We start from the raw sequence: 12,260 nt of genomic DNA, 5'->3' as shown, positions 1-12,260 counted from the left end.
CCCTCAAGCCGAAATCACCAACGCATCCGCACTCCCAGACTGCCAATCAACCCGTTCAGATCATTGTCATCCACATCACTGCTGTAATCGGCGCTGACATACAGACTGACCGCCGGCGTCACCCGCGCCACCAATCCCAGCCCTAACTCGACCGTTGATGACTTGCGGCTGCTGCTGATCTTGTCGACCTGATCGAGAGTCACCGTGTTGCCGGTATACACCGTATGCCAGAGGTTGGTACGCACATAGGGTTCCACTGGCAGGCCGTTCACATCGTAACTGCCTTTGAGGCGGGCGCCGACGCGGCCGCTCCACGCCGACAGATCCGATGACGACGCATTGCCGGAACCCGCGTACGGCGTGTCGAGGGTGATGCGCTGATTGATCAATTGCGCCTGGGGTTCAACCACCCAGTTCCCGCCCAGGCCGATCGGATACCCACCTTCGACCGAGAAGGTCATCGCACTGCCTTCGGTGGCCTGGCGCGCGCCTTGTTCGTTACGACTGAAACCGCTGACCCGGCCACCGCTGGCCGACAGGTCGACATGCCAGCCCTGCGCGCCAGTCAGGCGGTAATAAGCGCCGAGGCTCTGGCCTTGCAGGTTCAGGGTGTCGGTGGTCGGATCGGCGAGGGCGCGGCTGCTGATCAGGCCGCCGCTGTTGGCCTGGATCTGGTTGTATCCGCCAATCAGGCCGAGCGTCTGGGTGTGGCCGCCGGCGCTTTGCACGGTGAGCACGGGCGGGCCTTTGAAGTCGCCGTTGCCGGGCGTGGCAAAACCTGGCGAAAGCACGTCGGTTTGCGCTTGCCGGGCGCTTTGTCCGTACAACCGGTCCCAGGCTGCTGGCGCCAGATCTTCGGTGATCAGGTCGGCGCCGCGCAAATCGGGACGTGGACTCAGGCGTTGTGGCTCGGGGGTGACAACGGTCGCCGGCAGGGTCAGAACGGGCGTGTCCTGGCGATACCAGGGAGTGGTTTCATCCGCCGCAGGTCCGGCCTGCGCCTCCATGGATGAGCACAGCAGAATCGAACTCGACACTGTGCAAAACGTCACTTTGATCTCTTGTGGGGTGAATGAGCTTTTCATGGAGGTCTACCTTGCAAGCGCATGCGGGATCTCTTTCTGGCGTCTCTCCTACCCCGAACGAGGGGCGACCGAATGGAGCGGGGCGAACCGCGGCGCTCGATTTCGCGAGTGCCGTAAGGTTCGTCCCGGTGAGTGATTCCGGGGGTAGTAAGGTAGAGATAAGAAGAGTGATGCCCATGCGTCAAGAAACTGCACGATGAGCGGTATAGCTAAATCAGGCGCTGCAAGCGTTTGTTTTTCTGCACATATCCAAGTCATTGTCTGTGCTTACAAATGCACTTCCACCGCCAGCGGCAAGTGGTCCGACAAGTGCGTCCACGGCTTGTTGCCGAGGATCTGCGGGTCGTGGCTGCTGGCATTGCGCAGGTAGATGCGGTCCAGGCGCAGCAGTGGAAAACGCGCAGGGTAGGTCTTGGCCGGGCGGCCGTGGTGGCGTTCGAAGGCTTCGTGCAGGTAATCGCGGCGGGCGAGGGCGGCATTGCCCTGCAGCTGCCAGTCATTGAAGTCGCCGGCAATGATGACCGGCGCATCGTCGGGCAATGATTCGAGCAACTGGCAAAGCAGCTGCAACTGCAATTGGCGGTGGCTTTCCAGCAGACTCAGGTGCACGCAGATCGCGTGGACTTCGGCGTGGCCCGGCACGTCCAGCACGCAGTGCAGCAGGCCTCTGCGCTCGGGGCCGGTGATCGACACGTCGAGGTTGCGGTATTCGCGGATCGGGTATTTCGACAGCAATGCATTGCCGTGGTGGCCATCGGGGTACACCGCGTTGCGCCCGTAGGCAAAGTCGCTCCACATGCTGTCGGCAAGAAATTCGTATTGCGAGGTTTGCGGCCATTCCTGGTAGCGATTGGAATGTCGCTCGTGTTCGCCCACCACCTCCTGCAGAAACACCAGATCAGCCGAGGTGCTGCGTACCGCTTCGCGCAGTTCCGGCAGGATGAAGCGCCGATTGAGGGCGGTAAAACCCTTGTGAGTGTTGACCGTCAACACGCGCAGGCGATGGATGACGGGTGCGTCGACGGCGTGACGCTTGGGATCGCTGGACACGTTCACTCCTCTGAAAAAACGGCTTCCTGTTCATGCGACTGGTCTGTGAGCGGGCAGTTCCTTCCAGATGCCTCAGGCCGTAATACAAATCACCAGAGCCACCACGAAACCTGTGGGAGCGAGCCTGCTCGCGAAAGCGGCCTCCCGATCGACCAATCTCCGACTGAATGCACTCGGTCAAATGGTGGGAGCTGGCTTGCCAGCGATGACGGCTCACAAGCCGACCAACCTCCCACTGAATGCAAGCATTCCAACTGTGGGAGCGGCGGTGCGACGATTCGACTTGCTCGCGAAAGCGGCCTATCAGACAAAAACAAAACAACAGAGCAAACCCCGCAAATAAACATAACCCCGCAACCACGTTTAAAGTACACGAACCGTTACGCCATAACGGCTACAACGTCTTGCGCCGTTACCTACGCGTACGCCAGAATCCGCCGGCTTACACGACCATACCCTGCGCTATATCGTTTCCCTGCCACTGCCCATCGGTGGTCGGGTTTAGTAGCCCGTATGGTTTTAGTAAGTGCATGAGTCCCATTGAGCCAGGCGTATCTATTGCCTGCACTTCGATGGTGGTTGTGCGCAGGGCGCTCTCGAGCGCGCCGGTCTTGCTAATTCCTCCGGTCTACTAACCTGTGCACAGCCGCCACCCTTCTTTTAGTAGAGAACGGTCGCGGCCCTCAATCAGGAATTAGATATTTATGTTCAAAGCCACACCCAACCCCCCAGACGTCGACCGGATCCCGTACGACCCGGCCCTCGACCCGCAGAAGATAAAGGCCGCGACCGACCGTGCCATCAACTTCTACCTCAACCCCGGCGCACTGAAGATCTCGATTCCTTCAACCTCGTCATGCAAGGCGAACAGAATCTTCCTCATCGACCCCACCGTGGACGAAGAAACCTTGCTCGTCGAAGCCTGCGAGTCGTTAGCATCAGCCAGTGACATGGCCCGCGATATCGGCGACACCATCGACAACCCACAGCGCCGGGCGATGCTGATGCTGCATCAGGTGATCATGCTCAGTGAACTGATGGTCAACCGGGTACTGGACGGCCGCCGCGTGCCGAACTAGTAGCCCGGTCCCCTGTAGGAGCTGCCGCAGGCTGCGATCTTTTGATTTTGTTTTTCAGGATCAAGATCAAAAGATCGCAGCCTGCGGCAGCTCCTACAGGGAGTCATTCTTCCAAAGTACCTTGATCGGAGTTCCAGCTGATGTCCGAAACCCCACCCAATCCGCCGGCCACAGACTCGGTATCACCCTACGAATCCCTCAACTCCAGAAAACTCCACAAAGCCGCCGAACGCGCCCTCGACCATTACCTCGCACCCGCGCAAATCATGGCAACGCCATACACCCCCAGCAGCATGTTCCTGGTCAATCCACAAACCGACACCGAATCCCTGCTGGCCAACGCCTGCGAATCCCTGGCCTCAGCCACGGTCATGCTCGGCGATTTCGCCGGGACGCTGGAAGGGCCGAGTCGCAATACGGCGCTGGGCATTGCCCAAGTGGTGATGCTGGGCGAGTTGGCGGTGAATCAGGCGCTGGATAATGTGGTGCCCAAGGATTAGGCCAGCATTGATGGCCTCATTGCGAGCAGGCTTTGAACACGGCGGATAATGCGGAAATACAACGGGGGCGGATCATTTGATCCGCCCCCGCCCTTAAGGCGAAAAAGTAGGTGACGTAAAAATCGTTTTTCATCCGCTACGCCTGACGGGAAGGCGGATGAGATGGGTTCACGTTGTTCGTATCAAATGAATGTGACGGTCTGTTCCCCTAGGAACTCTTGTCGCGGGTTTGAGGATGGTAAGTCGGTTGCATATATGTACATCGTGTAACGGCCGGGTTCTAAGAGTCGAGGGGGGATGGATGCGGAATAAAAATCCTTATGCAGTCGGTACCATTTATTTAATCTAGTGCCGCTATATAAAGAGAACCACTCGATGTTGTTGCGCTCGATTATGAGAACGTGGTGTTCCCTGGGGCTAACTGCGTAGAATTCGCAACTCAAATAGTGATTTCTAAAAGATGCGATATTTAGCGTGCTTCCGTTTGGTATTGTTTCAAAACTACCAGGATACTGCGGGGTGGTTGTGACGCAGAATCGGACCGTCGTGGATGCGATCACGGTCAAGGTTCGCGGATCCGACTCCTGCTCACTGCCATACAGAGCGATGGCGATAAAACGGTGGTCACCCACGCTCAAGTCCGTCACCGTCAACTCCCAGTCACCATTCTGTGGATCGATGTCGGCAATGCCTATCTCGATGGCGCCATCCTTGATCTTGACTTGCTGACCTTTAGCCCCTTTCCCTTCAAGTTTGATCGTGGTGTCGCCAGTCGTGCCGTCTGGGAGAATCTCATTCCCTTTTGAGTCTTCTACACGGGTAATTTCTGGCCGCACATCCTCAACCGCTTTGATCGTGTAAGTGCGCACAGGGAAGACCACCGCCTCGCTCTCATCCGTGCTCTTGCCAAACGCGGCTTTGAACTCCATGGTCAGCGGGCTGCCATCCTTGAGGTTTCTCAAGCCTTCAAGGGCGATGCTCCGCTCGTAATAACCTTGATTGATCCACGTATCATTGACCTGTGAGCCTGGTGCCGTATGAATCTGCAGGTTGTAGTCGCTGCCATCCGCGTTCGTCCCTTTCAGACGCAGCCAGACATATTGGCCTGTGGCAATCAACGGCCAGACGCCCATGCGATAGGTGGCATTGCTGGTCAGATTCCCTACGTTGAACTCCGGGCCTTCGCCGTTGTTGTCCGCGTCCTTGATGATCGGTTTGAGCAGTTCATTCTGCGGCATGCTCAACACAGTCAAATCAAAGACGAGGGACGGCAGCGGCTTGCCGTCGCGGATGACGACGTAGGACACCTTCACATCTTTGTTCAGGTTGAACGCGACCACACTATTCGGAATCACAAACTCCCGGTTGCTGCCCAGTGGCCGAGGAACAGAGGTGTGTGAACCGCCTGCGGGCGTACCCTGTGCGCCAGTCCAGGTGACGATGATTTCATCAGTTGGCAGCAACTCGCTGTTGGCCGGCACCACGATGGTCAAGGTGTCCCTGACCAGCAGCGGGTTGAGTGCGCTATCGCCGTTGTTCTCCTTGATCCAGGGGGCGAGCAGTTCCAGCGCGACGCCCACGGTGAACACCAACGGATTCGAAAGGCTGGTCTCATCGGTGGCATACCGCCAGAGCTGGTAGCGGACGGTGATCTTGCTGCCGCGGTTCGGTTCGATGTGTTGGGCGACGAAGGCGGCGTCCAGGTTGATGACCCAGTCTTGCTGGGCGGTGACGGCATTGAATGTGCGGGACCCGGGTTCCTCGCCGGAGATGTCGCCCACCCACTTCCAGGAGGCCTCGTCGTTGGCTACCCATGGCTTCACCACAGGCCTGGGGATGGTCAGTTTACTGGTACCGCCGGGCAGTGTGGCCGGGTCGAGGAAGCCGTTCGCCACCCCGAGGACAATGGGGGCGTCCAGCTCGAATTTCGGTTCACCCACATTGAGCAATTTCGTGTGCAGCGATTCCCGTCTGAGGATCTCGTCGCCCTCGGCTATCAGCAGGTCGTACCAACCCTCCAGGGTTCCGCCGTCAAGGAGCTTGAGGTTGTAGTCATCGACGGTGATGACAAAACCTTCGGGATTCTCGACTTCATCCTCCTCCGGAATGTGCCACTCCAACTCAGGCAGGAAGGTGCTGCCGTCCGGACGTTTACCCAACAGGAACAGCTCGATGCCCATGCCGTACTCGATGACCGGATCGAACGGAATGCGGACGTTGATGGGTGTCTTCGTGGGATCGATGAAGTCACCCTCGGCTTCTTCGATGATCGGTGCGGCCAGGCGGTGGGCTGCGCCGGTGACTTGTACAAACTGCCTTTTTGAGCGTAACGGGTCACTGCTGCCGCTGCGTTCCAGCCGATAGAAGAAACTGACCTGGGTATTGACCAGTTTGCGCACGTCGGCAATGGGCAGCTTGAACTCGTAGTTATGCGGGATGTTGTCGACGGTCTGGGGCAGGGCGGTGACTTCGACTTTTTCGCCCTCCAGGGTGGTGCCGAGCATGGTCAAGTGGATGATGTCATCCATCTCGAAGTCTGGCCGTGTGGCCGTGACATGCACCGTGATGTCGTTATCGCCCTGTTTATCGGCGTCGAGTTCATTATTGACAGCCTCCTGAACAATCGGTGCGGCCAGCAGGTCGATGCCGGTGGTGACGACGATGCGGGTTGCCTTGCACCAGTCTTCCGATTCATTGCCGACGATGTCGCGCACTTTGAAGGTGACCGCCAGACCGAAGAGGTCGGTGTCACCAGCTCGTTCAATGGTGGCTTTGGAGACCGTGATCAATATCGGGTTTGCCGCTGGATCGTTGATCTGCGCCTGGGTCACCGGTGTGGAATACTCGAAAAAGCCACCCCAACTGAGATGAATAACGTCGCCCACCGCGATGTCCGGGTAAGGCGAGCTGCTGCCGGACGCGGACCTGATGACAATCGGCACTCCCGCTTCGGCAACGTCTTTGTCCACACCGCCGTTGACGATTTCCGGGGGAATGTACATGTACAGGTTGGAGTGACCAGGGCCCGGGTCGATGTCCTGGCCAGCGGGGAGTTCCAGTTTGACGAAGAGGTTGAGGGGCTTGTCCGGACGCTCTTCTTTTTGATTGGGCTGTTTGATTTCGTAGGTGAGTTCGTAAGAACCGGTCTGCAGATGACGGGGAGCCACCCACAAGAGGGTCGGTTGCTTGAGCTCGGCCGCGTCAATGATGGGGCGCCCGTCGACCTCACGGCCATTGAGCAGCAGCTTGACGGTGTCGCCGATAGCCTTGTTGGCCCAGACGGGGATGACGACAAGCAGGCCGAGGTCGGGAAAAGTGAACACCGCCGCCCGGTTGATCCCCCACTGACCGGAAGGCAGAAGGCGCCCGGGGACTAGCGGGTCCAGCAATGAATGGGGGGCTGAGATTTTCTTCTTGGGTTGAACGAGCATGGTCGGAACTCCGTGCGAACTGTCGGGAGACAAAGGGCGTGGAGTTATTCAGCGCTGAAGATGACGGCTCTGGCTACTGTCAGAAATTACAGGTGAGGAGGTATTTGCGATGAACGGTCGTGAGGCGCTGGGGTGATTGCTCGCGGGCAGGACAGGGCGAAAGTCGTCAGCGGCATGCTCAGTGAGCACGCATTGTAGGTGGGGACGGTTTGATCGAGGCCTGAAGGACAAAACCCGCCGCCCCGGTTGATCGGGGCGGCGGGTTTTGTCCTTCTGAAGAAATGGGTTGCCGGTGAGTCAGTCTTCGCGAGCAGGCTCACTTCTACAGGGATGAGCGGGGTTCGCGGGATGTCGGGTCAGTCGAGGCGTTTGAAGACGAGCGCCTTCAGACCGCTCTCAGGATCAATATCCGGAAACTCCGGCGGATTCTCCAGCCGCTGCTCGAAGCGCAGACTCGGCGCCTCTTGCGTCACGCCATCGATCAGAAAGTCCGAACCAAACGACGGATCATTCATGCACGCCAGCACCGTGCCGTCTGCCGTGAGCAATTCCGGTAAACGACGCAATACGCGCTGGTAATCCTTGGTCAGCAGAAAACTGCCTTTCTGGAACGATGGCGGGTCGATGATCACCAGGTCGTACGGGCCGCTGTTGATCACCTTGCCCCACGACTTGAACAGGTCGTGGCCGAGGAAACTCACCTTGCTCAGGTCATGCCTGTTCAGCCGGTGATTGTCACGACCGCGGCTCAGTGCGGCGCGGGACATGTCGAGGTTGACCACATGGCTGGCGCCGCCTTCGATGGCCGCCACGGAAAACCCACAGGTGTAGGCGAACAGGTTCAGTACGCGTTTGCCCGCAGCCTGCTCACGCACCCAGTTGCGCCCATAGCGCATGTCGAGAAACAGCCCGGCGTTCTGCTTGCGACCGAGATCGACGCGATAGTGCAAGCCGCCCTCGACGATACTCATCTCGTCGATTTCATCCCCCAGCAACCATTCGGCGGTGCTCTGCGGCAGGTAACGATGTTGTACCAACAAGGTGTGGGCACCGGACTCTTGCCATTCCGCCGAGGTGCTGATGTCGAGCAGCATTTGCTTGAGCGCTTCGAGTCGCTCCGGCAGCGGCTCCTTGAACAGCGAGACCAGCACCACGCCTTGCAGCCAGTCCACCGTCACTTGCTCCAGCCCCGGCCAGCAACGCCCGCGCCCATGGAACAGGCGACGGGTTTCGCTCGGTGCGGCCGCCAGTGCAGGCAGCAGATGGGCGCGGAGGGTGGCGAGGGCTTCAGGGTTCATCAGTCACGGTCGGCAAGCAAAAGGGCCGGCATTTTAACCACAAAAACCGCTTGGCGAACGCCGGTCAGCCAAGGCGATTGACCACTGTTAAGAAAAGACCTGTATCAAAAATGAATTTATGCAGGGCGCGCTGCTCATACCAGATAAGCAGCGGATTCGAGCCGCTAAGTCGTTAATGCAATTCAGGGAGTGCCAGTTCATGAGTCCAACACCGACACCGAGCGCGCTCCTTCCTGGCGGGTTGATTCTGGTGGTTGAGGACGACCCGTTGATTCTGGAGTTTCTCTGCGAAATTCTTCAGGAGGAAGGTTTCAAGGTCGAGCCGCAAACCAGCGCGGATGCCGCCAAGCTGTATCTGGAAAAGCACGCGTCGGATGTCGCGTTGCTGCTGACCGACATCACCATGCCCGGTGAAATCAACGGCGCCGGGCTGGCCAATCTGGTTGGCGACCGCTGGCCGGAAAAGCCGGTGATGGTCATGTCCGGTTATGAAACCCCGGAAACTTCCGGGGTCAAGCATCCGGTGGCGTTCATCAAAAAGCCTTGGGCGATCGGCCAGTTGCTTGACTGTGTCGACAGCGCTTTCAAGTCCAAGGCGCCACGTCTGCACTGAGGTGGCGGGTCGAACTGCCGGGTAAAAATGCTACATTGCCCGGCCAATCCGCCCAGTTCTGTCAAAGGATGCGACCTTTTGTCTGCTCACGATAACGTCTTCGACCGCGCGTTCGGCGCGTTCCTGTTCGACATGGACGGCACCGTCCTCAATTCCATCGCCGCTGCCGAGCGCGTCTGGGCGGCGTGGGCTGAGCGCCACGGGGTTGATGTCGAGAGTTTCCTGCCGACCATTCACGGTGCTCGCGCCATCGACACCATCCGCCGGCTGAACCTGCCGGGAGTGGACGCCGAGGCGCAAGCGGCGTTTATCGCGCAGGCGGAAATCGATGATGTCGAAGGGATTGTGCAGATTCCCGGGGCCGCAGCGTTTCTCGAAGCCTTGCCGAGTGAGCGCTGGGCGATGGTGACGTCGGCGCCACGGGATCTGGCGTTGCGGCGGATGGCGGCGGCGGGGATTTGCGAACCTGCGGTGATGATTACGGCGGAGGATGTAAGCGCTGGCAAGCCTGATCCGGCGGGTTATCGTCTGGCGGCAAAGCGCCTAGGGCTTGAGGTTGGCGACTGCCTGATTTTCGAAGATGCCACCGTCGGCATCCAGGCTGCTGAAGCGGCAGGTGCAGCGCTGATGATCATCACCACGACGCACCAGCATCCCATCGAAACCCGCCACGCGACTATCGACAGTTATGAGCCGCTGAGCGTCGTTGTCGACAGCCAAGGTCAACTGCACCTGCGAAAAACCTGACACTACACAGTCACCTGTGGGAGCGGGCTTGCTCGCGAATGCGGTCTTTCAGTTGCATGCGATGTCGACTGATTCAGCGCATTCGCGAGCAAGCCCGCTCCCACATTCGATCAATGTCGGGCCGTAAATGTTGCCCGCTATCCAACACTGCAGGAGCCAGTTCAGTCTGCTGGCGATGGCGTCAGTAAACTCCCGGCAACAATCGCCAGCTGCGCGCGCAATAAGCCTCGTACTCCGCACCAAACTGCCCGCGCAGCAGCGCCTCTTCCGAGTGAATACGTGCGATCAGTGGAATCAGCGTCAGCGCCGCCAGAATCAACCCGACACTGGAGCGAAACGCCAGTGCCCAGCCCACGGCGTTGACCACCAACCCCAGATAGCTCGGATTGCGCAGGCGTGTGTAAATGCCGTCGGTGACTAGCCGATGCCCCGGCTGAATCGCCACCAGACCGCTGAACCGACGGCCCAGCACAAACACCGGCCACAGCCGCAGCGCGCCACCGACGATAAACAACAGCGCGCCGAGCCAGCGCACGCCTTCAGCGCCGAAGGTCCAGAAGTCGATGCGGTCGCAGTATGCCGGGAGAAAACCGCTGACCAGACCGATCACGCCGAACGCCGGAATCACCCAGCGATTGGCGCGGTCCTCGCGCTCGCCCGAACTCATGTTCACGTCGGTGAACAGCGACGCCACCACCATCAGCACCGTGGCCAGCGCCACCAGCACCAGCGCCCCATGCGAAAAGAACACCGCCGGCCCGCCAATGCCCCATACCGCCAGGCCCAGGTAGGCGAGGGTGGCGAGCACCGCAACCACGGTCATTTGCGCAGACATTTTCATGGTCATCTCTTGAAAAGCGGCTGATCCTTTCAGTGTAGGACGCCGCTGAACCCGCGTAGGTCGCGGGTCAGTCAGCATTGAAGCCGGATGCCCCGACCCCTTCGTGAGCAAGCCCACTCCCACCCTTGATCCGGGCCCGAGAGCCTCCATCCACCGACAATCCCTAGTGGGAGCGGGCTTGCTCGCGAAGGCGTCGGATCGGTCGTGACCGGTCTTTGGTCGGCAATGCCTTCATCCGGCCAACATCGCGTCTACGCTGATCCATTCCTTCTATTTGTCCGTGTATTGCCCATCGAAGAGGTGAACCCATGAAAATCGACTTGAGTGGAAAACTGGCCATCGTCAGCGGCAGCACGGGTGGCATTGGTCTGGGCATCAGTCAGTCACTGGCCGAGGCCGGAGCCACGGTTGTGGTGATCGGGCGTGATACGGCCAAGGTCGAGCAAGCGCTGGCGAGCATTCGCCAGCAGGTGCCGGGTGCGCAATTGCGCGGTCTGACGGCCGACCTGGGCACTGCCGAAGGTGCGGAAAAACTGTTCGCCGCTGAACCGCGCGCAGACATTCTGGTGAACAACCTCGGCATCTTCGACGCCGTGGATTTCTTTGACACCCCGGACAGCGAGTGGACGCGTTTCTACGAGGTCAACGTGATTTCCGGCGTGCGCCTGTCGCGGCATTACGTGCCGGCGATGGTCGAGCAGGGCTGGGGACGGGTGATTTTCCTGTCCTCGGAATCCGGTGTGGCGACCCCGGCCGACATGCTTAATTACGGCGTGACCAAAAGCGCCAACCTTGCGGTGTCCCATGGCCTGGCCAAGCGTCTGGCGGGCACCGGTGTGACGGTCAATGCGATCCTGCCGGGGCCGACCTTTACCGGTGGCGTGGAACACATGCTCAAGGAGGCTGCGGCCGAGTCCGGCCGTAATCTGCGTGAAGAGGCTGATGCGTTTGTGCGCCGAGCGCGGCCGACGTCGATCATCCAGCGGGTGGCCGACGTTGCGGAGGTGGCGCATCTGGTCACGTACATCGCTTCGCCGTTTTCCTCCGCCACCACTGGCGCGGCCTTGCGCGTCGATGGCGGTGTAGTCGACAGTATGGCGATCTGAACCGCGAAGACTCTGGAGAAGCGTTTATTTATGGCAACTGCATCAGCAACGATCGACATCCCGGCTTCGGCCGATCAGGTCTGGCAATTGATCGGCGGCTTCAACACGCTGCCGGACTGGCTGCCGTTGATTCCCAAGAGTGAGCTGAGCGATGGCGGACGCGTGCGCACCCTGCAAACCGCCGATGGCGCGGTGGTGATCGAGCGTCAGCAAGCGTTCGACAACGCTGCCAGGACCTACAGCTACTCGATCGAACAGGCACCGTTCCCGGCGACTGACTATCTGGCGACGATCAAGGTTGAAGCTCAAGGGCAGGGCGCTCGAGTGACGTGGTCGGGACGCTTCAATGCCAAAGGCGTGAGCGAAGAGGAAGTGGTGGCGCTGTTCACCGGCATCTATCAGGGTGGCCTTCAAGCGCTGCGGGCCAATTACCCAGCCTGATCTGACAAAGATCTGAATGTGGGAGCGGGCTTGCTCGCGAATGCGGAGGGTCATCCAATAACGATGTCG

General features: G+C 59.5%; 11 protein-coding genes. 6 read left to right on the top strand and 5 right to left on the bottom strand.

Annotation, left to right across the window (positions count from 1 at the left end; translation table 11 throughout):
- Positions 1–14 precede the first annotated feature (14 nt).
- On the bottom strand, positions 15–1,085 hold the full coding sequence (locus tag V3W27_RS26720; protein ID WP_330207957.1) for an autotransporter outer membrane beta-barrel domain-containing protein: 1,071 nt from the start codon (positions 1,083–1,085) through the stop codon (positions 15–17).
- Between the two features lie 267 nt (positions 1,086–1,352).
- A complete protein-coding gene (locus V3W27_RS26715; protein ID WP_027613718.1) occupies positions 1,353–2,135 on the bottom strand; it encodes an endonuclease/exonuclease/phosphatase family protein in 783 nt (260 codons plus the stop codon).
- Between the two features lie 704 nt (positions 2,136–2,839).
- Between V3W27_RS26715 and V3W27_RS26710 the strand changes: the two genes are divergently transcribed.
- Both V3W27_RS26710 and V3W27_RS26705 read left to right on the top strand, forming a co-directional pair.
- Positions 2,840–3,214, top strand: a complete 375-nt coding sequence (locus V3W27_RS26710; protein ID WP_330207956.1) for a DUF6124 family protein — start codon at positions 2,840–2,842, stop codon at positions 3,212–3,214.
- 140 nt (positions 3,215–3,354) lie between these two features.
- Positions 3,355–3,714: a DUF6124 family protein gene (locus V3W27_RS26705; protein ID WP_330207955.1), complete on the top strand. Its 360-nt coding sequence runs from the start codon at positions 3,355–3,357 to the stop codon at positions 3,712–3,714.
- Positions 3,715–3,896: 182 nt separating this feature from the next.
- Here the strand turns inward: V3W27_RS26705 and V3W27_RS26700 are convergent, their stop codons facing one another.
- Positions 3,897–7,145 (bottom strand): hypothetical protein, encoded by a 3,249-nt coding sequence (locus V3W27_RS26700; RefSeq protein ID WP_330207954.1) that lies wholly within the window; start codon positions 7,143–7,145, stop codon positions 3,897–3,899.
- 356 nt (positions 7,146–7,501) lie between these two features.
- Complete coding sequence (locus V3W27_RS26695) at positions 7,502–8,443, bottom strand: class I SAM-dependent methyltransferase (protein WP_330207953.1); 942 nt, start codon at positions 8,441–8,443, stop codon at positions 7,502–7,504.
- Positions 8,444–8,642: 199 nt separating this feature from the next.
- On the opposite strand from V3W27_RS26695, the gene V3W27_RS26690 reads away from it, so the two are divergent.
- The gene (locus V3W27_RS26690) at positions 8,643–9,056 is read left to right on the top strand and encodes a response regulator (protein WP_027613245.1); all 414 of its coding nucleotides are present in this window, start codon (positions 8,643–8,645) and stop codon (positions 9,054–9,056) included.
- Positions 9,057–9,134: 78 nt separating this feature from the next.
- The gene (locus V3W27_RS26685; RefSeq protein ID WP_330207952.1) at positions 9,135–9,803 is read left to right on the top strand and encodes an HAD-IA family hydrolase; all 669 of its coding nucleotides are present in this window, start codon (positions 9,135–9,137) and stop codon (positions 9,801–9,803) included.
- 181 nt (positions 9,804–9,984) lie between these two features.
- On the opposite strand, the gene V3W27_RS26680 is transcribed toward V3W27_RS26685, so the two are convergent.
- Positions 9,985–10,644, bottom strand: a complete 660-nt coding sequence (locus V3W27_RS26680; RefSeq protein WP_330207951.1) for a methyltransferase family protein — start codon at positions 10,642–10,644, stop codon at positions 9,985–9,987.
- A gap of 308 nt (positions 10,645–10,952) precedes the next feature.
- Between V3W27_RS26680 and V3W27_RS26675 the strand changes: the two genes are divergently transcribed.
- Complete coding sequence (locus V3W27_RS26675) at positions 10,953–11,750, top strand: SDR family NAD(P)-dependent oxidoreductase (RefSeq protein ID WP_330207950.1); 798 nt, start codon at positions 10,953–10,955, stop codon at positions 11,748–11,750.
- Between the two features lie 30 nt (positions 11,751–11,780).
- Entirely contained in the window at positions 11,781–12,191 is a 411-nt protein-coding gene (locus V3W27_RS26670) for an SRPBCC family protein (RefSeq protein WP_330207949.1), read from the top strand.
- The last annotated feature ends 69 nt before the right edge of the window (positions 12,192–12,260 follow it).

This window comes from Pseudomonas sp. AM14(2022), from assembly GCF_036346455.1.
GTDB lineage: Bacteria > Pseudomonadota > Gammaproteobacteria > Pseudomonadales > Pseudomonadaceae > Aquipseudomonas > Aquipseudomonas putida_A.
The sequence above is the reverse complement of the archived record's forward strand: the minus strand, read 5'-3'. Positions and strand labels throughout refer to the sequence as shown.

Coding starts and splice junctions, on each gene's coding strand:
- V3W27_RS26720 (WP_330207957.1), bottom strand. CDS start 1,085: ATGAAAAGCTCATTCACCCCACAAGAGATCAAAGTGACGTTTTGCACA.
- V3W27_RS26675 (WP_330207950.1), top strand. CDS start 10,953: ATGAAAATCGACTTGAGTGGAAAACTGGCCATCGTCAGCGGCAGCACG.
- V3W27_RS26670 (WP_330207949.1), top strand. CDS start 11,781: ATGGCAACTGCATCAGCAACGATCGACATCCCGGCTTCGGCCGATCAG.
- V3W27_RS26695 (WP_330207953.1), bottom strand. CDS start 8,443: ATGAACCCTGAAGCCCTCGCCACCCTCCGCGCCCATCTGCTGCCTGCA.
- V3W27_RS26710 (WP_330207956.1), top strand. CDS start 2,840: ATGTTCAAAGCCACACCCAACCCCCCAGACGTCGACCGGATCCCGTAC.
- V3W27_RS26705 (WP_330207955.1), top strand. CDS start 3,355: ATGTCCGAAACCCCACCCAATCCGCCGGCCACAGACTCGGTATCACCC.
- V3W27_RS26700 (WP_330207954.1), bottom strand. CDS start 7,145: ATGCTCGTTCAACCCAAGAAGAAAATCTCAGCCCCCCATTCATTGCTG.
- V3W27_RS26690 (WP_027613245.1), top strand. CDS start 8,643: ATGAGTCCAACACCGACACCGAGCGCGCTCCTTCCTGGCGGGTTGATT.
- V3W27_RS26680 (WP_330207951.1), bottom strand. CDS start 10,644: ATGAAAATGTCTGCGCAAATGACCGTGGTTGCGGTGCTCGCCACCCTC.